The 23,322-nt window shown below is 42.4% G+C and carries 20 protein-coding genes, 2 tRNA genes, 1 other RNA gene and 1 pseudogene; 8 read left to right on the forward strand and 16 right to left on the reverse strand.

Annotated elements, in window-relative coordinates:
- Positions 1-6: 6 nt before the first annotated feature.
- From sdhA to sdhC, 3 genes are read right to left on the reverse strand one after another with little or no spacing between them, the layout of a single operon-like run.
- Positions 7-1,905, reverse strand: a complete 1,899-nt coding sequence (gene sdhA / locus ACF8FD_RS04555) for a succinate dehydrogenase flavoprotein subunit (RefSeq protein WP_279678636.1) — start codon at positions 1,903-1,905, stop codon at positions 7-9.
- Positions 1,906-1,917: 12 nt separating this feature from the next.
- The gene (gene sdhD / locus ACF8FD_RS04560; protein ID WP_086208084.1) at positions 1,918-2,283 is read right to left on the reverse strand and encodes a succinate dehydrogenase, hydrophobic membrane anchor protein; all 366 of its coding nucleotides are present in this window, start codon (positions 2,281-2,283) and stop codon (positions 1,918-1,920) included.
- Entirely contained in the window at positions 2,283-2,681 is a 399-nt protein-coding gene (gene sdhC / locus ACF8FD_RS04565) for a succinate dehydrogenase, cytochrome b556 subunit (RefSeq protein ID WP_086208085.1), read from the reverse strand. Before sdhC ends, sdhD begins: the two co-directional genes overlap by 1 nt.
- A 1,027-nt stretch (positions 2,682-3,708) precedes the next feature.
- Here sdhC and gltA point away from each other — a divergent pair.
- Positions 3,709-4,983 carry a citrate synthase gene (gltA, locus tag ACF8FD_RS04570; protein ID WP_151835865.1) on the forward strand — a complete coding sequence of 425 codons (1,275 nt, stop codon included), beginning with the start codon at positions 3,709-3,711 and terminating at the stop codon, positions 4,981-4,983.
- A gap of 148 nt (positions 4,984-5,131) precedes the next feature.
- Here the strand turns inward: gltA and ACF8FD_RS04575 are convergent, their stop codons facing one another.
- The 4 genes and pseudogenes from ACF8FD_RS04575 to ACF8FD_RS04590 form a co-directional block, all read right to left on the reverse strand.
- A complete protein-coding gene (locus tag ACF8FD_RS04575) occupies positions 5,132-6,670 on the reverse strand; it encodes an NAD(P)/FAD-dependent oxidoreductase (protein ID WP_279678649.1) in 1,539 nt (512 codons plus the stop codon).
- Positions 6,671-6,742: 72 nt separating this feature from the next.
- Entirely contained in the window at positions 6,743-7,588 is an 846-nt protein-coding gene (locus tag ACF8FD_RS04580) for an SDR family oxidoreductase (RefSeq protein ID WP_234304627.1), read from the reverse strand.
- Positions 7,589-7,602: 14 nt separating this feature from the next.
- Positions 7,603-8,558, reverse strand: a pseudogene (locus ACF8FD_RS04585) (metal-dependent hydrolase).
- A gap of 182 nt (positions 8,559-8,740) precedes the next feature.
- A complete protein-coding gene (locus ACF8FD_RS04590) occupies positions 8,741-9,247 on the reverse strand; it encodes a type IV secretion protein Rhs (RefSeq protein WP_234304626.1) in 507 nt (168 codons plus the stop codon).
- 203 nt (positions 9,248-9,450) lie between these two features.
- Here ACF8FD_RS04590 and ACF8FD_RS04595 point away from each other — a divergent pair, with 203 nt between their 5' ends.
- The gene (locus tag ACF8FD_RS04595) at positions 9,451-11,076 is read left to right on the forward strand and encodes an NAD+ synthase (RefSeq protein ID WP_005400403.1); all 1,626 of its coding nucleotides are present in this window, start codon (positions 9,451-9,453) and stop codon (positions 11,074-11,076) included.
- Positions 11,077-11,193: 117 nt separating this feature from the next.
- Here the strand turns inward: ACF8FD_RS04595 and ACF8FD_RS04600 are convergent.
- Positions 11,194-11,270, reverse strand: a tRNA-Met gene (locus ACF8FD_RS04600).
- A 178-nt stretch (positions 11,271-11,448) separates the two neighbouring features.
- Between ACF8FD_RS04600 and ACF8FD_RS04605 the strand changes: the two genes are divergently transcribed.
- On the forward strand, positions 11,449-11,865 hold the full coding sequence (locus ACF8FD_RS04605) for a hypothetical protein (protein WP_005400402.1): 417 nt from the start codon (positions 11,449-11,451) through the stop codon (positions 11,863-11,865).
- A gap of 161 nt (positions 11,866-12,026) precedes the next feature.
- On the opposite strand, the gene ACF8FD_RS04610 is transcribed toward ACF8FD_RS04605, so the two are convergent.
- The 4 genes from ACF8FD_RS04610 to coaD all read right to left on the reverse strand — a co-directional run bounded on the left by ACF8FD_RS04610 (position 12,027) and on the right by coaD (position 13,337).
- Positions 12,027-12,103, reverse strand: a tRNA-Met gene (locus ACF8FD_RS04610).
- Between the two features lie 73 nt (positions 12,104-12,176).
- Positions 12,177-12,554, reverse strand: an RNA gene (rnpB, locus tag ACF8FD_RS04615) — RNase P RNA component class A.
- Positions 12,555-12,580: 26 nt separating this feature from the next.
- Positions 12,581-12,844, reverse strand: coding sequence for a YfhL family 4Fe-4S dicluster ferredoxin (locus ACF8FD_RS04620; protein WP_004695536.1), 264 nt, complete (start codon positions 12,842-12,844; stop codon positions 12,581-12,583).
- A gap of 1 nt (position 12,845) precedes the next feature.
- Complete coding sequence (coaD, locus tag ACF8FD_RS04625; protein ID WP_004695534.1) at positions 12,846-13,337, reverse strand: pantetheine-phosphate adenylyltransferase; 492 nt, start codon at positions 13,335-13,337, stop codon at positions 12,846-12,848.
- 141 nt (positions 13,338-13,478) lie between these two features.
- On the opposite strand from coaD, the gene smpB reads away from it, so the two are divergent.
- Complete coding sequence (gene smpB / locus ACF8FD_RS04630) at positions 13,479-13,955, forward strand: SsrA-binding protein SmpB (RefSeq protein ID WP_004695532.1); 477 nt, start codon at positions 13,479-13,481, stop codon at positions 13,953-13,955.
- A gap of 40 nt (positions 13,956-13,995) precedes the next feature.
- On the opposite strand, the gene ACF8FD_RS04635 is transcribed toward smpB, so the two are convergent.
- The 3 genes from ACF8FD_RS04635 to rluD form a co-directional block, all read right to left on the reverse strand.
- Positions 13,996-14,562 (reverse strand): flavodoxin family protein, encoded by a 567-nt coding sequence (locus tag ACF8FD_RS04635; RefSeq protein ID WP_004695530.1) that lies wholly within the window; start codon positions 14,560-14,562, stop codon positions 13,996-13,998.
- Between the two features lie 106 nt (positions 14,563-14,668).
- Complete coding sequence (gene pgeF / locus ACF8FD_RS04640) at positions 14,669-15,409, reverse strand: peptidoglycan editing factor PgeF (RefSeq protein ID WP_234304625.1); 741 nt, start codon at positions 15,407-15,409, stop codon at positions 14,669-14,671.
- A gap of 30 nt (positions 15,410-15,439) precedes the next feature.
- On the reverse strand, positions 15,440-16,492 hold the full coding sequence (rluD, locus tag ACF8FD_RS04645; protein ID WP_078425306.1) for a 23S rRNA pseudouridine(1911/1915/1917) synthase RluD: 1,053 nt from the start codon (positions 16,490-16,492) through the stop codon (positions 15,440-15,442).
- A 71-nt stretch (positions 16,493-16,563) separates the two neighbouring features.
- Here rluD and ACF8FD_RS04650 point away from each other — a divergent pair, with 71 nt between their 5' ends.
- Both ACF8FD_RS04650 and ACF8FD_RS04655 read left to right on the forward strand, forming a co-directional pair.
- On the forward strand, positions 16,564-17,547 hold the full coding sequence (locus tag ACF8FD_RS04650) for an outer membrane protein assembly factor BamD (RefSeq protein ID WP_168158167.1): 984 nt from the start codon (positions 16,564-16,566) through the stop codon (positions 17,545-17,547).
- A gap of 190 nt (positions 17,548-17,737) precedes the next feature.
- A complete protein-coding gene (locus ACF8FD_RS04655) occupies positions 17,738-19,633 on the forward strand; it encodes a DNA primase (protein WP_279678638.1) in 1,896 nt (631 codons plus the stop codon).
- Between the two features lie 25 nt (positions 19,634-19,658).
- Here the strand turns inward: ACF8FD_RS04655 and hemA are convergent, their stop codons facing one another.
- Positions 19,659-20,942, reverse strand: coding sequence for a glutamyl-tRNA reductase (hemA, locus tag ACF8FD_RS04660; RefSeq protein ID WP_178928223.1), 1,284 nt, complete (start codon positions 20,940-20,942; stop codon positions 19,659-19,661).
- A 78-nt stretch (positions 20,943-21,020) separates the two neighbouring features.
- Between hemA and ACF8FD_RS04665 the strand changes: the two genes are divergently transcribed.
- Both ACF8FD_RS04665 and lolB read left to right on the forward strand, forming a co-directional pair.
- A complete protein-coding gene (locus tag ACF8FD_RS04665) occupies positions 21,021-22,730 on the forward strand; it encodes a hypothetical protein (protein ID WP_279678639.1) in 1,710 nt (569 codons plus the stop codon).
- A 4-nt stretch (positions 22,731-22,734) separates the two neighbouring features.
- On the forward strand, positions 22,735-23,316 hold the full coding sequence (lolB, locus tag ACF8FD_RS04670; protein ID WP_178928225.1) for a lipoprotein insertase outer membrane protein LolB: 582 nt from the start codon (positions 22,735-22,737) through the stop codon (positions 23,314-23,316).
- Positions 23,317-23,322 lie beyond the last annotated feature (6 nt).

The raw sequence follows: 23,322 nt of genomic DNA on the forward strand, positions 1-23,322 counted from the left end.
TCCCAATTAGAATGTACGTGGTTTAGGTGGAATTGCAGCAACAGACAATGGTTTGTAACGTACTGGCTTGTACTCAAGACGGTTATCGCTAGAGAACCATAATGTGTGCTTCATCCACTCATCATCACGACGACCATATGGGTAAGCTGGATGATCTGGAGACTCTTCAAAGTCTACAACCGTATGGGCACCACGGCACTCTTTACGAGCTGCTGCTGAAATCAATGTTGCTTTAGCCACTTCATACAAGTTTTCAACTTCTAAAGCTTCTACACGCGCAGTGTTAAATACTTTAGATTTGTCTTTCAAGTGAATATTGCGTACACGCGGTTCAATGGCAAGAATCTGCTTCACACCTTCTTCAAGCAGTGCAGTTGTACGGAATACACCAGCATGATCTTGAACGATGTCACGGATTGCATCTGCAACTTCTTGGGCATTTTCACCAGTTGTTGAGTCATCTAACTTACGGATACGTGCAACAGTTTGCTCAAGTACAGTCGTAGGAAGCGGTTGGTATTCATCACCGTGATGTTTAGTCACGTAGTCAATGATGTGCTCACCCGCAGCTTTACCAAATACAACCAAGTCAAGTAATGAGTTGGTGCCTAAACGGTTTGCACCATGTACAGACACGCAAGAACATTCACCAATTGCATAGAAGCCTTTAACAGGTTTCGTAAAGTTACGATCGCCCGCATTAGTTGAATAGATATCGCTATCTTTATCATAATGTGCTGTAAATGCTTCAGTTTCAGAACCTTCAGGCACAACCACCTGACCATGGATATTCGTTGGAATACCACCCATTTGGTAGTGAATTGTTGGTACAACTGGAATTGGCTCTTTCGTGATATCCACGTTCGCGAATTTCTTACCAATCTCAAATACAGATGGAAGACGCTTCATGATCGTTTCAGCACCCAAGTGCGTCATATCAAGCAAGATATAGTCTTTCTTCGGACCACAACCACGACCTTCTTTAATTTCTTGGTCCATAGAACGTGATACGAAGTCACGTGGCGCCAAGTCTTTTAAAGTTGGTGCATAGCGTTCCATGAACGGCTCACCCGCATCGTTACGAAGGATTGCACCCTCACCACGACAACCTTCAGTTAACAATACGCCTGCACCAGCCACACCCGTTGGGTGGAACTGCCAGAATTCCATATCTTGCAATGGAATACCTGCACGAGCCGCCATACCAAGGCCATCACCCGTATTGATATAAGCATTGGTAGATGCACGGTAAACACGACCCGCACCACCTGTAGCAAATAATGTTGCTTTGGCTTGGAATACTGCAATTTTACCTGTTTCTTGGTCGATTGCTGTTACACCAAGAACATCACCTGCTTCGTTACGAATCAGGTCAAGCGCGATCCATTCAACAAAGAATTGAGTGCCCATTTTCACGTTGCTTTGATAAAGCGTGTGAAGAAGTGCGTGACCTGTACGGTCAGCAGCAGCACAGGCACGTGGCACTGCTTTTTCACCGTAGTTTGCAGAGTGACCACCAAATGGACGTTGGTAAATCGTACCGTCTGCGTTACGGTCAAATGGCATACCCAAGTGTTCTAACTCATAAACAACTTGTGGTGCTTCACGCGTCATAAACTCGATTGCGTCTTGGTCACCTAACCAGTCAGAACCCTTCACAGTGTCGTAAAAGTGGTAGTGCCAGTTGTCTTCTTGCATGTTACCAAGAGATGCACCAATACCACCCTGCGCTGCAACAGTGTGCGAACGAGTTGGGAATACTTTAGTTAAAACAGCAACTTTCAAACCAGCTTGAGCAAGTTGGTAAGACGCGCGCATACCAGAACCACCACCACCAACGATGACAGCATCGAAAGTTTCGTGTGGAATATTTGTGTAATCTTCTTTAGGGGTTATAGCGCCCATGATCTCTTCCTATCAATTCGCCCAAAAAATCTGGATTGCCCAGATCGCATATGCAAATACAGCAATAATTACTGCTGAAGTCAGTACAAGGCGTAAACCTGAAGCTGAAGGACCCATTTGGCGAGTAGTCACATAATCCGTGAATACTTGCCACATACCAATCCAAGCATGTGCAACAAGAGATAAGACGGCTAATAAAGATAAGATCTTCATTGGAGCTGTCATCATAAAGCCGTACCACTGTTCATGGCTAAAACCGCCATTGCATAGGATCCAACCTAGAACAACAACTGTATAAACCGCTAATACGACAGCACTTACACGTTGGATAAACCAATCGCGAGAACCTGAACCAGTTAAACCAGTAGCACTTTTCATTAGATAACAATCCATACAAATGCCGCAACGATACCAATTGCAGACAAGATCAATGAAATAGTAGCTGCGATGCGACCACTTTGTAGCTCTTCAGCAAAACCTAGGTCAGCAAGTAAGTGCTTAACGCCCGCAATAAAGTGGAAAATTAAGCCGGCTACAAATACCCATACGACAAAACGCACAATGAAGCTATTAAAAATAGCCTGAACTTGAGCAAATCCTTCAGGCGAAGACAATGACTTGTCTAAGATCCATAGAAGTACCGGTACGAGTAAAAATACGATGACACCTGATAGACGGTGTAAGATTGATGCAATAGCCACAGGGGATTTTAAGTTTACTTCTAAAACTTGACCCATGGACAAATTGACAGGTCTGTTGCTTTTCACAGCGGGCATCCTGTAAGTAAAAACTCCATCCGGAGTTTGTTGGAATTAATTCGAAGGAAAGCTGGCATTGTTCAGCAGCTACTTTAAAACTCTAAATTAAATAGCGTTTGAACTTAAAACGACACTGAATTATAAGACGTGAACTATCAAAATACAAACAATGCCCTTTGCCTTTTTGCATAAAAATTCTTTAAATAAGAATCATTAACACATAGATAAATACCTTGCGCTACAACACTTTAGCTTTAAATCTCAGCTATATGGTTGGTTTTTATAAAATAAACACCAAATTCAAGCGCTAAAATTTATACAAAAACGGTAAAATTCGACTTTAGACTAAAGATGCACAAAAAAGTCTTGTTTTTAAAACTGGCTAATTTCACTGCTTTATTTTAATCATTTTTTATTTATATATAAAATGTTCATTATTTTATTTTAATATAGTGGCATAAATATGCATGATGTTGGTGCAACAGATTAATCCCCTACAAGATTGAAATATCTCGTAATAAATTTTAATTAAAACAATTTTTTCACATCCGTATAAATAAAAAAAGTGACTTATATATCGTTTTCGAAATACCAAATAAGCTATTTTTTATACAATTAAATCATTTTTTTTGAGTCACTTATTGTTTTTAACAATGACTACGAAAGCAGCATTTTCTTTTTAAAATGATGCGTAAGTTACGAGAATCATAATAAATGTAAATATATGACGACTTGAATTCTGTTTCTTTTCAAGCGCTTTTTTCAATATAAAACTGCTTACAATTGCGCCAGCAACATTTTTTATTTATGCACTTGCTCCTTGAATTAACTTATTATAGTGTGTCGGTGCTGTGATTTTATGCAAATTTTAATGGATTAAATCTTAACTATAACTTCGGAAGTCATCATTTTATCCATAAGTATAATTGACAAAATTTCAGCACTCTCTACTCTTAGAGCAAATTTTTAATCCGTCTGATTCGTGCATTAAAAGATGAGTATTTCGAGTCAGATAAATCATTCACCAGGACAGGAGATCTATTGAATGTCTGAAGCAACTGGCAAAAAAGCCGTTTTACAGCTTGATGGCAAAGAAATTGAATTACCAATTTACAGCGGCACATTGGGCCCAGATGTAATCGACGTTAAGGATGTATTGGCCGCAGGTCACTTCACTTTTGATCCTGGTTTTATGGCTACTGCTGCATGCGAGTCTAAAATCACTTTCATCGACGGTAACAAAGGTGTGCTTTTACACCGTGGCTACCCAATCGACCAGTTAGCAACTAAAGCTGACTACTTAGAAACTTGCTACTTACTTCTCAATGGCGAGCTTCCAACAGCTGAACAAAAAGAAGTATTTGATGCTAAAGTTCGTAACCACACTATGGTTCACGATCAAGTTAGCCGCTTCTTCAATGGTTTCCGTCGCGATGCTCACCCTATGGCGATCATGGTTGGTGTAGTTGGTGCGCTTTCTGCGTTCTATCACAACAACTTAGACATCGAAAATGTTGATCACCGTGAAATTACAGCGATCCGCTTAATTGCTAAAGTACCTACTTTGGCTGCGTGGAGCTACAAGTACACTGTAGGTCAACCATTCGTTTACCCACGTAACGACTTAAGCTACGCTGAAAACTTCTTGTACATGATGTTTGCTACTCCAGCAGACCGTGATTACAAAGTAGATCCTATCCTTGCTAAAGCAATGGACCGCATCTTCACGCTTCACGCTGACCACGAACAAAATGCTTCTACGTCTACAGTACGTTTAGCTGGTTCTACTGGCGCAAACCCATATGCATGTATCGCTGCGGGTATTTCTGCACTTTGGGGCCCTGCTCACGGCGGCGCGAACGAAGCTGTTCTTAAGATGCTTGATGAAATCGGCACTGTAGAGAACGTTGCTGAGTTCATGGAAAAAGTGAAAACTAAAGAAGTTAAACTCATGGGCTTCGGTCACCGTGTGTACAAAAACTTCGATCCACGTGCGAAAGTAATGAAAGAAACTTGCGACGAAGTTCTTGGTGCGCTTGGCATCAACGATCCACAGCTTGCTCTTGCTATGGAACTTGAACGTATCGCGCTTTCTGATGAATACTTCATCAAACGTAACTTATACCCGAACGTAGACTTCTACTCAGGTATCATCCTTAAAGCGATTGGTATCCCGACGGAAATGTTTACAGTGATCTTCGCGCTTGCACGTACTGTTGGTTGGATCAGCCACTGGTTAGAAATGCACAGCGGTCCGTACAAGATCGGTCGCCCTCGTCAGCTTTACACTGGCGAAGTTCAACGCGACATAAACCGTTAATTCGGTCTGCGTTGAGAGACAAAAAACCACCCGCATGGGTGGTTTTTTTATATGATGAATTTTAAATCAATAATTCACAAGTGACACAGTTTAAGTATTAAAAGACCTGAACAGACTCAGGCTGTTTTTAATACTTAATGTGGCTACTTTAAGCTTCAACAACATCGTAGTATTTTAGCTCAAGCGCAGATAAACGTTGCTTTAACTCGGCCAAGGACCACGGCCAAGCCGCGAAGTTACGCCCATTTTGATCTAAATAATAGCTTGAACAGCCACCTCGGTTAAATACTGTGGTTTTCAAATGGGTTTGCACCTTGGCATTGTGATAACGTAGAACATCTCGCTTGACCATCATACGTTTAAAGCCTTGCTGCTTCATTTTTAGTAGACCATCTACAATGTACTGAATCTGCGCTTCAGCAATGCCAATAAATGAGTCATAAACCAAGATATTTGGCCCCAGTACCAAAAATGCATTCGGCACATTTTCCAAACTTGTACCCAAGTATGCTTCTGGAGAACTGCCCTTCCAATGGTCGGCCAATCGTTCACCTTGGGCATTCCATACGCGTTGGCCAATAGGAGGATGTGCCACTTCAAAACCAGTTCCCCAAACAATGACATCAACCTCAAATCGTTCCCCATTTGCCGTAATGACACTCTGCCCATCAATCTCGACCAAACCTTGTGGCAACAACGTGACATTGTCTTGTTGCAGTGCAGGATAATAATTGTTGGCAAATAAAAGTCGCTTACAGCCGATCGAAAAATTAGGTGTTACGGCTTTACGCAAGGAGTCATCATGTATTTGTAATTTTAATAATTGACGGCTTAAAAAATTAACTGGCTCAAGCAATGACGGATGACGAAGCCCAAAGTTGATCCCATTTAAAATACTGGAAACACTATTCCTCCAGCCTTGCTGAATCATCGGGAATTTGGCCACCAGCGACTTTACTGTAGCATTGAGCTGCATATCCGCTTTGGGCAAAACCCACGGCGCAGTACGCTGAAATACGATCAACTCTTTCGCCAACGGCTGAATTTGTGGAATAAACTGAATGGCAGATGCGCCAGTTCCAATGACTGCAACCCGCTTTCCCGTTAAGTCATAATCATGTTTCCAACGGGCTGAATGGAACATTTCTCCTTTAAATCCCTCTATCCCTTTAATCTTAGGTAAAGACGGTTCTGTAATCGGCCCTGTGCTGAAGATCACGGTTCGTGCTTGATATGTACCTTGAGAAGTTTCGAGTTGCCAAATATTCGCCTCATCATTCCACTTGGCACTGAGCAACTCATGCTGAAAGCGGATTTTGTCTTGCAATTCAAACTGCTTAACCACCCGTTCTAAGTAACTTAAAATTTCAGGTTGTTTCGCAAATAAATGGCTCCATTGATGACTAGGTGCAAAGGAAAAGGAATACAACGCCGAAGGTACATCACAGCCACAACCAGGGTAATTATTATCACGCCACGTACCGCCGACCCTATCCGCTTTTTCTAAAACCAGATAGTCCTGATAGCCGACTTGTTTCATTTTATAAGCCGCAGCAATCCCCGAAATCCCAGCACCTACAACAATGGTATCGTAAGTATGTGCGGCTTTAGGACTAAGCACAGCCTTTTTACGGGGCTGCTTAGGTTCAGCTTCCGTACTTTTTGGCGTGGCAGTTTGATCTTGCATTTGATCAGACGGCGCTTGCACATCTGCTTGTTCTATCTCTAATTGCGTTTCCATATTCATTTTTCTCTATTCTTATTTTGTGATTTGATTAAACAGTGGATACCCCAAACCTAAAAGCTTGACGTATAAGCTTGGCGATGCGCGTTTCATCCACCAAAACAATTTGGCATCAGGTTGTGGAATGGTATAAAGCTTGCCTGCATCTAAGCGATTTAATGTTTTCTTAACCACAGCATCACTGGTGGTAAACGCATGGTTCATCAGCAGTTTGTCAGCTAGTCCAGAATAGCGGCTCGGCAAGCGCCCATTCTTCATAATATTGGTCGGTACCAAGGTCGGGCACAGCACATTGACTGCAATGTTATAAGCATGAAGTTCTGAAGCTAGTGTTTCTGATAGTGCCAAAACACTACACTTGGTCACGTTATACGCTGTCATCTCAGGGGCTGCAGTATAGCTCGCAGCTGATGCCACATTGATAATGGCACCAAAACCTTGCTGTTTAAATTTAGGTACAAAGTAATGGCAACCATGAATTACCCCCCACAGGTTGACGTGCATACACCACTGCCAATCCTCCAGCGACACCTCATCAAACTTACCACCTAACCCAACTCCCGCATTATTGATGAGCAAAGTAACAGGATGTCCCAAAAGCTGTTCCGCTTGCTCCGCCAAAGTGTGTACAGATTCTTTTAATCCAACATCACAATGCACCGCATAGGCTGACGAAGATGTCATCGACTGAATCAAATCTACCGTCTCCTGTGCCGAGCTTAAATCAATATCTGCACAGATGACATCACCACCGCGCTTTGCCAGTTCCAGTGCAAAGCTACGACCAATTCCACTACCTGCACCCGTTACAACTGCGTAGGCCTTTTCACTTGGTTTATTTTTTTTACTCAACAGTCCCATGTCATAACCTCCTTTTATGATTTAAGTACTGGAGTAAATTCTTTGGTGAAATAGGGGGCTAACACTCCTGTTTCAGGATGTAGTAAACGTTCTTTGTAATAATCTAAAAATGCAGAAGTGTCATAGTCATTCGGGTGAAAACTTGGACGTAAATAATCAAAAATATGCATCCAACTGCTGCCATAAACACCTCGTTTCAGCCCAAACAAGAGGCCGAAACTGCGCGGCACATCCTTCCAATAACTAAGGCTCACCAAATTAGACGGTTTGCGATAAAACGGGACAAAAACTGACGCCACGGAAATTAGCAGCAAAATGGTGATAAGGGCTGGAAAAAAGCCTGCAATACGTAAGGCATAGTTATTGGAAAGTGATTGAAACACATCATACGCAATGTCTTTATGCTCAGATTCCTCTAGCATGTGCCACATCCAAATCGCCCGTTGCTTTTCATCTTGAGAATCGAAGAAAATTCTTCATGGTTCATCATGTATTCAGACAGCACTGCGGTAAAATGTTCAATGCCTGCCATCAAAGACAATTTCATCGGTTGAGGTAAACGGTTAAAACCGTAGTCAAAAACGATTTCGGCTAAATAACGAAAAATGCCAACGGGTAAATCAACCTGTTTAAAGGTATCGTTCAATTCTTCATGTAGCTTTGAATGCAGTGCCTCCTGTCCAATTAAAGACGTCACACGTTGTTTTAATACAGGGTCTTTGAGGAAATCACGGTGATAACGGGCGGTATCAATCACCAAGTCTTCACCATAGGTCAGAAAGATCGAGAGTGATGCAAAGTAAGCACTCGCCAGCTCCGCATTTAAGTAAAATTTGGGATCAATTTTCTCAGCTTCAAAGTCAAATTTCATATGCCGAATCGGAATAATCGCAGACTGTTTTTCAGCATCGAATACGGGTCCTGCAAAAATTTGGCTGGCTTTGCCTTTCAACGGAAGAGCGATACGCATAGGACATTCCTTCTTATTTTAGCTCATTTTTCAGGCTCAATCTCACGATTTTCACCATCTCTTTGCATTCAAAATAAGAGTCCGTTTCCCCTATGCCACTGGCATTTTTCTTCAAATAATTTGCAATTTATGACTTTAAAATCTGTTGTCTAACAATTACTCCACAGATTTATCTATCAGGGTCAGAACGAGGCTTTGTGTGCCACAAAGGGAATACACTGCTCATAGGCTGAGCACTCTTCGCCATAGTGTTTTTTGAGAAAGTAGTCTTGCACCATTTGCGCCTGTTGTTCGATACCATAGCTTAAAAACTGCTTGCCTTGTTTTAATGCATAACGGTATTGACGGTTAAAAAGCGCCTTACGCACTACAGCGAGTCCCTGCTGAATTTGCCAAACATGTGTTAGCTCATGAATCAACCAAGCTTGTTGATAAATGGATTGATCGGCAAAATTTTCGCACCAGTCTTTGATATTAAAATAGACATATCCATTCGGGCTAATCGCATAATGAGGCAGCACTGCCCGATGCGCGATAATTCGAACCGAATCCATGTTCAGACTGTTCCCAAAAATACTGCTGGCGAGCTTTTTCTCCGCTTCAGTCAAGGGCCGATTTTTAAGTTCAAACTTTTGCTGTATTTTTTGTAAAAGCGGTTGAAACCACACAATCACACTCCATAAAGACATTAGAATAATTTGTTCTTTTTAAGGACATTTACTGATTTTTTTTAGAATATCCCTTAAAAAAAATCGCATTTCGTATATAGTATTCGCACTTATTATTGATTAATACTTCTATTTGTTTATCGTCACTTACACCACGTAGAACTTATAGCTATAACAAACTCAATCGTCGTGTATATCCCTATAGGTATAGGATTTAGTTGGAAATGAAAAGTTTTAAAATTGCACTTGCACAGTTCTCTCCGCACATTGGCAACCTTGAAGCAAATGCCCAAAAAATGTTGGAGCAGGCCAATGAAGCAAAAAAACAAAATGCTGATTTAATTATTTTTCCAGAACTTTCGAGCATTGGTTACCCAGCAGAAGATTTACTTCTACGTCCAAGCCTAACCAAACGCACGCAACAAGTTTTTGAACAACTTAAAACAGTAAAAGATATTGTAATGGTCTTTGGTTTTGTCAATCAAACCGAAGATGGTCAACGCTACAACGCCGCTGCGGTCATGAAAGATGGACAAGTTTTGGGTGTGTATAACAAACAAAACTTGCCAAACTATAGCGTGTTTGATGAAAAGCGTTACTTCACCGAAGGGCATCAACACCTTGTTTTTGAATATCTGGGTCATAAGTTTGGTGTGTTGATTTGTGAAGATGTTTGGTCACTTTCAACAGTACAACAACTAGCACAGCTCAATGTAGAAACGGCTTTGGTCTTAAATGCTTCACCATATGAAGTCGGTAAGCCGCAGCATCGCGTTGAAACCATGTCTGCATTGGCGAAACAAATGAACCTCAACTTGGTTTATGCCAACCAAGTCGGCGGTCAAGACGACCTGATCTTTGATGGTACAAGCTTCGTGATTGCCAAAAATGGTTCGATTGTACTTCAAGCAGAAAGCTTTAAAGAGTCTCTGTATTTCGCTGAATACGAAGCAGAACAACAAGCCTTTAAGGCCAATGCCCTACCGCCTGCGTTAGACACTATGGCAGAGATTTATCAAAGCTTAGTGATGGCGACCCGTGACTATGTACAACGCTCAGGTTTCCCTGGAGTGATTTTGGGTTTATCAGGCGGGATCGACTCAGCTCTAACTCTTGCCATTGCAGCTGATGCGATTGGCGCCGACAAAGTCCAGGCCGTAATGATGCCATATACCTATACCGCTCAAATCAGTGTAGAAGATGCTGCTGAACAAGCGAAGAGTATGGGGGTGACTTTTGGGATTGCTGAAATCAACCCAATTGTGAACAGCTTTATGCAAACACTTTATCCGTTCTTTGGTAACAGCCCTGCGGATGCAACTGAAGAAAACTTACAAGCGCGTGCCCGTGGTACACTGCTGATGGGTTTATCCAACAAATTTGGTAATTTAGTCCTGTCTACAGGCAATAAATCAGAATTGGCGGTGGGCTACTGCACGCTCTATGGTGACATGGTGGGTGGTTTTGCGGTACTGAAAGATGTGTATAAAACCATTGTGTTTGAACTTGCGAAATACCGTAACAGCATTTCAGACAAGCCTGTGATTCCTGAGCGTGTGATTACTCGCCCACCTTCAGCAGAGCTACGTCCAGATCAAAAAGACCAAGACTCTTTACCACCATATGATGTACTGGATGCCATATTGTATGCCTATATCGAAGAAGATATGAGCCAAGATGACATCATTGCCAAAGGCTTTGATGCTGAAGTGGTTGCAAAAGTGATTCGTTTGGTCGATTTCAATGAATACAAACGTCGCCAAGGTGCAATTGGTCCGCGTATCAGCTCACGTGCATTTAGCCGTGAACGTCGCTACCCAATCATGAATGGCTGGAAAGCTGGCGTATAAGCACTTTCTCCAATAAAAAAGCCCAAACATGTGTTTGGGCTTTTTTATATCGACATATTCAAATCTATTTTTTACGCACAAAAAAAGAGACCAAGCTGAGAGCTTGGTCTTTTAAAATGGTGGCTATGACGAGACTTGAACTTGTGACCCCCGCATTATGAGTGCGGTGCTCTAACCAACTGAGCTACATAGCCGTAAACTGTGCGCGCATTATGCAAAGTTCAAAGACAAGCGTCAACCCTTTTTACACACAAATGGTTATTCCATAAACAAATACACTTTGAACTATCAATTTTTCAGCAAACTACTCTTTTTAAACTTATTTTTATACTGCAATCTATATTTAAGTTAGGCATATTTACGAGAAAGATAATGAAAAAGAGAGTCTGTTTTTTCTTCATCCTAAGCATTACAGCATTGAGCAGTTGTCAGCTGATTTCCCCCATGATCACCGACTATAACGGTGTACGGCGTGATGTAGCGACCTATATCAACTCCAACCTATTATTTAGCCTAAAAGATCGAGAGATATTGGTCAACTATGCCAAAGGACAACAAAAGATCCTGACCGCAGATCGCTTAAGCCCAACTGCACAGCAAAACTTAGCTTTAGAAAGAGCCGAAGGACGCTACTGTGCAAGTCAGCACATCTCTTTAAAAAAACTCAATTTAGTTGATCATCAAATCTTTACATTGCCCGAACATCAAGCCAATTGGCAACACATTCAAGACTTACAGATGCAGATTAATTTAACGCCTGAAAACCTTCACTGCGAGGGGAAGTTCTAAAAAGATCATAAATGTCCGCAGTCACAGCTTTGCTTTAAATATCGAAACAACGGCGCAGTGAACCACAAGGCCATTTCAGAAATGGCAAGTAAATAAAAACACTTTCAGACCTTTCTTTCCCACAAAAAAAAAGATCATGCTGAGAGCATGATCTATAAAAATGGTGGCTATGACGAGACTTGAACTTGTGACCCCCGCATTATGAGTGCGGTGCTCTAACCAACTGAGCTACATAGCCGTAAACTGTGCGCGCATTATGTGGTTTTCTCACTAGTACGTCAAGTACCTTGCGCGCTTAATTGATCAAAATTTGTTGAAGTGAGCCGATAAGCCGGGTTCTGTCGAGAACGATCATTCCTCTAGGCGTACAATCACTCATACGCTCAAGCGACCTACCCGGATCCAGCATGGGCCATGCCTAAAGGATCCCTATTTGGTCTTGCTTCCGGTGGGGTTTACCATGCCATGAACTGTTACCAGCCATGCGGTGCGCTCTTACCGCACCCTTTCACCCTTACCTTCGATTTCGATTGCTCGAAACCATAATGAAGGCGGTCTACTCTCTGCTGCACTTTCCGTCGGCTCACGCCGCCCAGGCGTTACCTGGCACCTTGCCCTTTGAAGCCCGGACTTTCCTCCCCTGCTTCAATCACGGAGATCTCCACAGCAGCGATCGTCTGGCTCACTTCGAGGCGCATAGTATCAAATCTTAGACTTAATTGCTTGCGCTTTTTTGAGCAATCAGCTTTTTATATTTATCCATGAGCTCATCCTCAGTTTCCGCATGATTAGGATCCAACGGAATACAGTCCACTGGACAGAACAATTGACACTGGGGTTTATCATAATGTCCGATACACTCTGTGCATAAGTCTGGATTGATTTCATAAATCAATTCCCCCATGAAAATGGCTTCATTGGGGCACACAGGTTCACAAACATCACAATTGATGCATTCATCGGTTATATATAAAGACACATTACCAACCTTGTTGATGTTTACGTTCAAAAGCAGCGACTACAGCTTGCGGTACAAACTTGGTCACATCACCTTTTAAACGTGCTATTTCACGAATCAACGTCGATGAAATAAATGAATACTGCTCTGACGGTGTTAAAAATACCGCCTCAAAGTGTGAATCAAGTTGACGGTTCATATTGGCTAACTGGAACTCGTATTCAAAGTCAGACACTGCACGCAATCCTCGCAGTACAGCCGTTGCTTTTTGTTCACGGAAGAAATTCACCAACAAACCATCAAAACCTACAAACTCAACATTATCAAGATGGCTTAATGATGCTTTGGCCAAGCTCACACGCTCTTCTAAACTAAAGAGAGGGTTTTTATGATGACCAATGGCAATGGCTACCACCACTTCATCAAACATACGTGATGCACGTGTAACCAAATCAATATGACCATTGGTAATTGGATCAAAAGTCCCCGGGTAAATGACGCGAGTTTTAGACATCCATTTTTACTCTGTTGATTTTGTAGAGCCACATTTTAGCAAAAACTTGTTTTATAGGTGAAGAAACTCCATAAATTTGAAAAAACTTCACCTTAACCCTGCTTTAAGGCACAATAGGTACATTGTTGGAAGTAATTGATTATGGCGAAAGCAACTGTAGTTAAAAAAAATACCAGCGGGACGATTGCACAGAATAAACGTGCACGTCACGACTATTTTATTGAAGAAAAATTTGAAGCTGGCCTGTCACTGCAAGGCTGGGAAGTAAAATCGTTACGTGCAGGTCGTATGACGCTGTCTGAGAGTTATATCACCTTTAAAAATGGTGAGGCTTTCCTGTTCGGTGCTCAGATTCAGCCTTTACTCAGTGCATCTACGCACATTGTTCCTGAAGCGACCCGTACCCGTAAATTATTGTTGAACCGTCGTGAACTCGATAAGTTACTCGGCGCAGTGAATCAAAAAGGTTATTCGTGTGTTCCGCTTGTTGCTTATTGGAAAGGACCACGTGCTAAATTAGAAATCGCTTTAGTGAAAGGCAAACAGCTGCATGACAAACGTGCCACGGAAAAAGACCGTGACTGGCAACGTGATAAAGCCCGTATTATGCATAAATAATAAAAACCTCCCATGTGGAGGTTTTTTATTATTAGAACTGTTAATAGTCAGCTTTTAGCTCAACCAAATATTTTCCAAACTTTCGAGCAGTTTCCAAGTCACCTTCGGGTGGGGTTATTTCAATACTAGCGTTGTCTGACTGAGTCATCAAACCTAAAAAGCTCGACATCCGATTAATATCGTGTTGGCTACGTCCCGTCGGCATAAACGGTAAACCAGCCCACAACATACCATGCTGCATAGCAAATAAATTAATCTGCTGTAATACCGCCAGTTTATCGCCACTTAAGCCACCACCATTGGTAAAGCCTGCAGCCAGTTTTCCTTGCCAAGCCCGTGCTAACCAACGCTTAGAGGAATCTTCCATAAACTGCTTAAGCGCTGCTGTAAGACTGCCCATATACGTTGGGCAACCCATCACAATAATATCGGCCTGATCTAACAAGTCCCACTGCACTGCAGCAACAGAAATTAAATGCACGTCAGCACCCGCCTGCTCTGCACCTTGTGCAATATACTGAGCGACTTTCGCCGTATGACCATAGGCGCTATGATAAACCACACACACATGAACAGGTGTAGCAGAAACAAGATCAGGTACAGACATGGAAACTTTTAAGACCAAAGAATTGAGTTAAGTTTAACACTTCCACTCGCTGAGTGGGGAGTAAGTACAAGGATTAAAACAGCCAAGCACTTCATCAAAAGCCAAACTATTGCATAAACACAAAGGTCGCCATACGCCCAGTTTTGGCATGACGTCGATAAGAAAAGTACTCATTCGACTGGCTAAAGGAACACTGATCACCGCCAGAAACCACTTCAACACCATGCTGTTTTAGAATAAATTTTGCGATCGCATATAAGTCAGCATAATACTTTCCAGCTTCCTTACCCGTTTGAAAAGCGGACTCAAGCTCAGCATACTTTGAACAAAAGGCTTCTTTTACTTCCGCCCCAATTTCAAAACAAGGTTGACTAATAGCTGCACCCAACCAAGCCCATGTCGGCTGAGTGTTCATGCTGGCAATGGTATTTTCAATAATGCCATGCGCCAACCCACGCCAACCTGCATGCAAATTGGCCACTTCAGTTCCATCTGCATTGCCTAAAACCACTGGCAAACAATCGGCTGTCATCATCATCAGGGCATGCTTCGGGCGCTGTGTTACCAAACCATCTCCTTCTTGAGCATCAAAGTCAATTTGCTCATTCACTACATGGCAAATGGTGCTATGGGTTTGCGTCATCCACGTGATTTTATCGACCCCATAGCCTGCAAACTCTTCGAGCAAGATCATGCGATGCTGTTGCACACGTGCAGCATCATCCTGTACATGCAAAGCCAAATTAAAGCCTTGTAATTCAGTTTGAGTGGTTTCTAAAGCACGATCATGATGTACACGGGTTTGCCCCACAAAAACACCTGCCGGAAGTCCTTGAACAAATTGCATATACTGTCCTTATGATGATTCATCTATAACTTAATAGGCTTTGTTTTCCGTACGAAGTACATCAACCAAGGTCGCCAAGTCTGCTGGCCACGGCGCTTTAAACAACATTTCTTCACCTGTACGTGGGTGTTTCAAACCGAGCTCTGCAGCATGTAAAGCTTGGCGTCTGAAACCACGTAAAGTCTCATCTAAAAGTTCTGTTGCACCTGCTGGCACGCGTACACGTGGCATATACACAGGATCACCAACTAAACCAAAACCAATATAACTAAAATGCACACGAATCTGATGCGTACGTCCAGTTTCAAGACGAGCTTGGATGCGGGTGAAATGTTGGAAGCGTTCTTTCACGTTGTAGTGTGTTACAGCATCTTTACCGCCCGGCAATACCGCCATTTTGACGCGATCGACAGGGTGACGTTTAATCGGTTCATCCACCGTGCCACCAGCAATCACATTGCCATACACAATTAGGTCATAAACACGATAAACCGTTTTTTTCGCCAATTGCTTACTGAGTGAAAATTGCGCTTCTAAATTTTTCGCAACGACCAATAAACCAGAAGTATCTTTATCAATACGATGCACCAAACCCGCGCGGGTCAGTTCTGCCGATTTTGGATAGTGATGCAATAATGCATTTACCAACGTACCCGATGAATTGCCCGCACCTGGGTGCACGACCATACCAACAGGTTTATTAACGACAATAATGTCATCATCTTCATAGACAATATCCAGCGGAATGTCTTCAGGCAGACTACGAGTTTGGGCTTCTAACTCAACTTCAAGGGTTAACAGTTCAAATCCTTCACATTTATATTTCGGTTTGACACTGTTACCATTTACCAACAAATGGCCTTCTTTTAGCCACTGTTTGAGTTTTTCACGCGAAAAGTCGCTCCAAATCGTTGCTGCAACTTGGTCTATACGTTGTCCGAGATAAGTTTCATCCAATTGAAATTGCAACGATAAACGTGTTGCAGTAGAGCTTGAAGTATGGTTATCTGCATCCTCAGAATCTTCAAGTAAATTGAAATCGGTTTCAGGGAAATTTGGATCGGAAGATTGTGCTTGAGCCATTTGATCATTCAAATAAAAGTGATTTAATAGCGCAATTGTAGCTCATTGCCCGTATTAACAGAGGAATTTTTATGTCGCTACCACATTATAAAATGACAATGCTTGCTCTAACGATTGGCATTGCATCTGCAATGGTAGGCTGTAGCAGCAATCCCAAGAAAGAAGTGGTAGATACCGGTCCACAATCGAGTGAACAGGTTTATATTCAAAAAGCAGAAAAAGCACTGCAAAGTGGTCAATATACCGACGCTGCAAAACACTTAGAAGCATTAGATACCTATTACCCTACAGGTGAATATGCGCAACAAGCTCAACTAGAGCTGCTCTATGTGAAGTTTCAGCAGAAAGATTATGAAGGTGCGATTGCACTGGCTGATCGTTTCATTCGTTTGAACCCTCAGCATCCAAACGTGGACTATGCCTACTATGTCCGTGGCGTAGCCAATATGGAACAAAACTATGATGGTTTGATTCGTTATACTTCGCTCAAGCAAGCACATCGCGATGTCAGCTATCTTAAAGTGGCGTATCAAAACTTCGTAGACTTTATTCGTCGTTACCCTTCAAGCACTTATGCGGTTGATGCCGCACAGCGCATGAAGTTTATCAGCAATGAGTTGGCTGAAAGCGAAATGAATGCGGCACGTTTTAATATCAAACGTAAAGCATGGGTCGCAGCACTAGAGCGTGCGCAATGGGTGATTGAACATTATCCACAAAGCCCTCAAGTGCCTGAAGCTTTAGCAACTGTTGCTTATTCGTATGACCAATTGGGCGACAAGCAAACTGCGCAACAATATACCGATGTATTGAAACTAAATTATCCAAATTTAGTGAAATCGAATGGTGAAGTGAACTTACGTGCTGCACGTAAAGAAGCAAGTTGGGTCAACCGTGCGACTTTAGGTGTGTTTGGTCGTGAAGAACAAAACAGTTCTGAAGAAAAAATCGAACAGCCGAAACAAACAACAGAGCGCAGCTTTACCAATCGTGTCAGCTTCGGTTTACTGGATCGTCCTGAAACACAGCAAAACATCACTACTGAAACCGAATAATTCTTCTGAAATATTCGCTATTTTAGAAAGGGCAAGTTATCATACTTGCCCTTTTGTTTTGTGCGATTTCCGCTTGATCAAAACGCCTAAAAGGTATACAAAACAATCTAGATTCGATGGTTTTTGCATTTTAAAACCTCCATCTCTGCTTCTTTTCACGGTTCAAAACATCAGCGACTGACGATTCGACATGGCTATTCCTCAACACACCATTGACCAAATTTTAGATCGGACCGACATTGTCGACCTGATTGGTCAACGTGTGAAACTTAAAAAGTCAGGTCGCACCTATTCAGGCTGTTGTCCGTTCCATCAAGAAAAATCACCATCTTTTCACGTGTATCGTGACAAACAGTATTTCCACTGTTTTGGTTGTCAGGCCAATGGTAATGCCATTCGTTTTTTAATGGACATCGACAGTCGTAGCTTTATTGATGTGATGAAGGATTTGTCGAGTCAAACAGGCATCGAACTTCCAAAAGACAACCGCGACTCGAAAAAACTGGTGTATAAGCGTGAAGCTAAACCTGTCCAAAAACCACAGGTCGATGTCGCAGAAGCCAAGAAAACTGAGCCAACTCTAGCACAACCTGAGTTTCAGATTGAGCATGATCCTTTTGCTGAATTTCAGTCCATGGACTACCAAGAAGGTTATGCTGATTTTGATACCTTCGAGGGCTTCAACACTGCCCCCGTTCAGGAAGGTAACTTATACGACCTGTTAGAAAATATTGCGCAATATTATGAGCAACAACTACCGCATAGTCGTGCTGCTCAGCAGTACTTTAAACAGCGTGGACTCAGCCGAGATACCATTGCATATTGGCGTTTAGGCTATGCACCTGAGGACTGGCAACACTTAGAAAAAGCCTTTCCGCAAGATATCGAAGGCTTAAAGCTACTCGGACTGATTCGTACCAGTGACAATGGTCGTGACTTTGACTTGTTACGGGATCGCGTCATATTTCCGATTCGTGATGCCAAAGGTCGTGTCGTGGGCTTCGGTGGTCGTGCTCTAAATGACGAAATTAAGCCCAAATACATCAACTCACCAGACTCTGAGGTATTTCATAAAAACCAATTGCTTTATGGTTTATATGAAGGCCGTAAACAAAAAGCCCAAGACTGGCTGATGGTCGAAGGCTATATGGATGTGATTGCACTACAGCAGTATGGGATTGCAGGTGCTGTGGCGACCCTAGGAACGGCCAGTAACACCGAACACTTAAATATTCTGTTTAAACAAAACAACCGTATTACCATTGCCTTTGATGGTGACGTGGCTGGACAAAAAGCGGCTCGCCGTACTTTAGAGATTGCGTTACCGTTACTCAATGATGGTCGTGAGCTGAAGTTCTTTGTGCTGCCAAATGATCATGACCCTGACTCACTGATTCGTCGCGAAGGTATTGAAAACTTTAATAAACTGCTCCAACAGGCCCCACTGTTGTCAGACTTTGTATTTGCACATCTGACGCAGAACCATGACATCAGCAGCCCTGAAGGTAAAAGTCAGGTCATGAGTGAGTTACGTCAACTTACGGACTTATTGCCAAAAACAGGCTCTTTCCGTTATTTGCTAAATCAATCCTTCAAAGAAAAACTCGGTTTTGGTCGTCGCTGGACACCTCAAGTCAGCAACGATGCCTCTTTGTCTTTTAATATTCGCACCAAAGACGAAGACTTCGCGCTCGCCGTTCTGATCCATCATCCGTTTTTGTATATTCACTTTGAAACTCTACGCGCCTATTTACCTGAAGATGAACTTTTAGCGCATGTGCTACAAGTCTTAGATGGTATCTTTGATGATTTACCTGATGACCAAGAACTGGCAACCTATTATGTTTTGGGTGCATGTAGCCGTTATGCCAACGCGATTGCCGATATTATGCAGCGCACCAATATTGAAGTTCTGACCAAAACACCTGAAATGGCCGACAAACTGGCCAGTGAATATGCTCTCTCGCTTGAAGAAAAATATTTGCGCCAAAAACTAAAAGCGCCTTTAAGCCTGCTCGAATCGCGCAATCTACGTCAAAAACTGAATGAATTGACCAAAAAAATAGGCTTAAGACTGATTACTTAAACCTATTACATTTTTATATTTAGATTTACTTTTTAGTTTTACGACGTTTAGCAAAAGTCTCATTTAAACACGTTTGCATTTGTTCAAAATGACTCGGATCTTCAGATTTGGCTGCTTCACGCAGCATAATCGAGGTCGGATGTAGCAACTTCTGCGTCAAACGATGCGCAAACTCTTGCATCACCCGTTCTGCCTTTTCCCCTTTCTCAATTCGTGCCAATGCCAGTTCTAATTCTTCTTGTCTTAACTGTTCACCTTGCTGACGGTAAGCATGGATGGTTTCACCTGCGAGATTGACCTTCTGCTGGGTCACTAACTCCGTTGCTAGTTGGTTAACCATCACCTCTGCTTCAACCGCCGCCTGACGACGCTGAGCAAGGTTTTCATCAATCACCGACTGCAAGTCATCCACGCCATATAAATAGACGCCATCTAAGCTTTCCACTTTCGGGTCTATATCACGCGGAACAGCCAAATCCACCATCAACATTTGTTGATAACGACGCTTTTTTAAGGCCGCTTTGACATCTGGATAATGAATCACTTGATGTAAACTTCCCGTACAACTGGAAATGACATCTGCACGTGCTAAGTTATTGGCCAACTGATCAAACTCAATGATTTCAACATCTACACGATGGGCTATTTCTTGAGCCAAAGTTTCAGCCCGTTCACGGGTACGGTTACAAATGAGGATTTTTGCGACTCCCATTTCAGCCAAATGCTTCGCCACTAAGCTATTCATTTCGCCCGCAGCGACCACCATGACCGTCAACTTTTCAGGCTTACTAAACACTTGTAATGCCAACTGAGCCACCGCGTAGCCCATCGATACGGCATGACTACCCACAGCCGTTTCAGAGCGTACGCGTTTCGCCGCATAGAAGGCATATTCAAAAATTCGGTTTAAATGAGGAGAAACAGTATGAGCCGTCTTCGCCAAAGATAGTGCAGATTTAACCTGTCCCAAAATTTGCGGTTCACCGAGCATGAGTGAATCTAAACCGCTTGCAACACGCATCAAGTGAGTGACAGCCTGCGCATTTTCATAACGGTATACATGATTCAACAATTGTTTAACATCTATGCCATTTGCTTGGGCGAGCCAGTTCAATACCATATCTGAGTTTTCAGACATGGCATACACTTCTGTTCTGTTACACGTAGACACCACCACCATTTCATTTAAGTCTTGGTTTTGGCCTTGTTGCTCAAGCAGTTGCGTTAACTTTTCAGGGTTAAAGGCAATTTGCTCACGCAATTCTACGGAGGCGGTTTGATGGTTGACACCCAATGCAAAGAAAGACATATCAGATCATCATTTCGCTAAATTTATGCTATTGTGCAATAACGGTGTCATAAAAAGCATTACTTGGATCAAGAAAAATTGCGTCAAACACATTGCCGACTGAGCGGCGCGAGAATTAAGCAATATTCTACCACATTCTTACTCGTCGGTAGCATGGCATCTAGTGCTCATCTTAGAGCAGCTGGAGATTTTTCGCTATCTAATTATGATGCAATTCAACAAAGTATGATTGCCGAATTTGCACTGGCTTACCAAGACAGCGCGACGGCCCTGCACAACTATACTGTGCTGGCGATTAAAAGTAATTCCACCACCATTAAACAGCGCGCTTTAAATATTGCCCTTGAGCAAAATGATTTGCATGCCGCACTCGACATTGCAACGCATTGGGTGGTGCAAGAGCCCACCGATGTTCCAGCCTTATTTTATTTGTCGCACATTGCACTCAAAGCACATGAATATGAACTTGCGGCTGAAACGCTCGATAAAATTCTCAATATTGATGCAAATGCCGATTTAGAGCAAATCCTTGCCGGAATTGCCCCTGAAGAACCTGAAGATCAAGAAATTCTCATTCAAGCGTTACGTTCGAGTAAGGAGCGGAACAATCCCTCTATTTTAGCTCTGATTGCAGGTTTAGAGGCTCAAAATGGCCAGCTTGAACAAGCCCTGACCACCATTAATAAAGCCCTAAAAAAGCGCGGAAAAGTCACAGGCTACATCCTGATGAAAGCCAACTTACTCAGCGCACTCGGTCAAGAGGAAGAAACCCGTAATTGGTATGCGAAATCGAGTCGTAAACACCGCGACAATGTCGATATCCGTTTAGCAGAAGCCAAATATCTGATTAAAATTAATGCGTCGAATGAGGCCTTAACCAAGCTTGAGAGCCTGATTAAAAAATGGCCTAACCAAGAAGAAGCCTTGTTTATTGCGGGGTTAACCAGTATTGATTTAAAGAAGTACGAAAAAGCTGAAAAATATCTGGTTGAACTACGTAATTCGGCTGAATATCAAAATGAAGCCTATTACTATCTAGCAGTGAATGCTGAACGAAAACAGCATTTTGAAACAGCCAAGGCCTACTACCGTCTAGTCGATGGTAGTCTGTATACCGTATCACGTCGTAGCCTCATCAGTATCTATACCCTGCAAAACAAACCCAATGATGCTTTACGCTTCCTAACCCAAGAACGCGTGAACTACCCACAACATGCAAGTTTTTTGTATCAGGCACAAGCCGATATTTTAAAGCGCATGAATAACAAAGCCGCAGCCATGCGACTGTTAGATGAGGCGATTAAAAACTTACCAGATGATCCTGAACTGATCTATTCTGAAGTGCTAATGTTGGATCCACATACGGATAAGGACAAACTTGAAAAGTTGCTGAATCAACTGTTAAGTATCGAGCCCAATAGCCCAACCTATCTCAATGCTTATGCATACACTTTAGCCTTGCAAAACAGACGCTTAGATGATGCACGTAGATTTGTTGAACATGCTTTAGAATATGCCCCTGAACAGGCCTCCATCTTAGATACCTTAGGCTTTATTTGTTACTTACAAAATGACTTTAGCACGTCAGCCAAAGTCTTAGAAAAAGCCTACCTCATCAGTGGTAGTGTCAATATTGGCGTGCGTTATGCGCGTTCAGTTTATATGCTCGGTGATCTGCAAAAATTCTCCACTGTGTTACAACAACTCAAACAAAAACACCCAAATGATCCTCAATTGGATCAACTTAATACTTTATTGTTACCCCAACAACTGAAAAAGAGCTCATAGTTTTATGCGTATTTTCTCAAATCTGAGCTTAAGCTTACTTGCTGCAAGTAGCTTGGCACTTACAGGCTGTCAACAATTTACCAAACCACAGCTTGACCCAAACACCATACAAACCGAATCTGATCAACACTTTAGCTTACAGGGTAAAATTGGGGTACGTACGCCTGAACAAACAGGCAGTGCTTTTTTTACATGGGTACAACAGCAACAAGAATTTGATATTGAACTCAGTGGAATTTTAGGCGTTGGTAAAACGCAAATTAGTGGTCGTCCAGGTGAAGTTAGCCTGAATAGTGCTAAAACTGGCCTCATCCAAGCTGAAACTCCTGAAGAACTTTTAAAAACAGCAACAGGGTGGCAAGCACCCATCACCCATTTAGTCAATTGGGTTCAAGCCAAACCCGCAACAGTTCAAGCACAAATCCAACGTGACAGTGCCAAACGAGCAGTACAGATCATTGAAGATGGTTGGAGCGTTGAGCTGAGCTATAACGAGCAAGCCCATATGCCAAATCGGTTGATTTTAAAACAAGCACTTGAAAATGGTGCAGAAAACCGTATTACAATGGTCATTCAAAACCGCTAGTTTGTT

The organism is Acinetobacter sp. TYF_19, assembly GCF_043105125.1.
Classification (GTDB): Bacteria; Pseudomonadota; Gammaproteobacteria; order Pseudomonadales; family Moraxellaceae; genus Acinetobacter; species Acinetobacter johnsonii.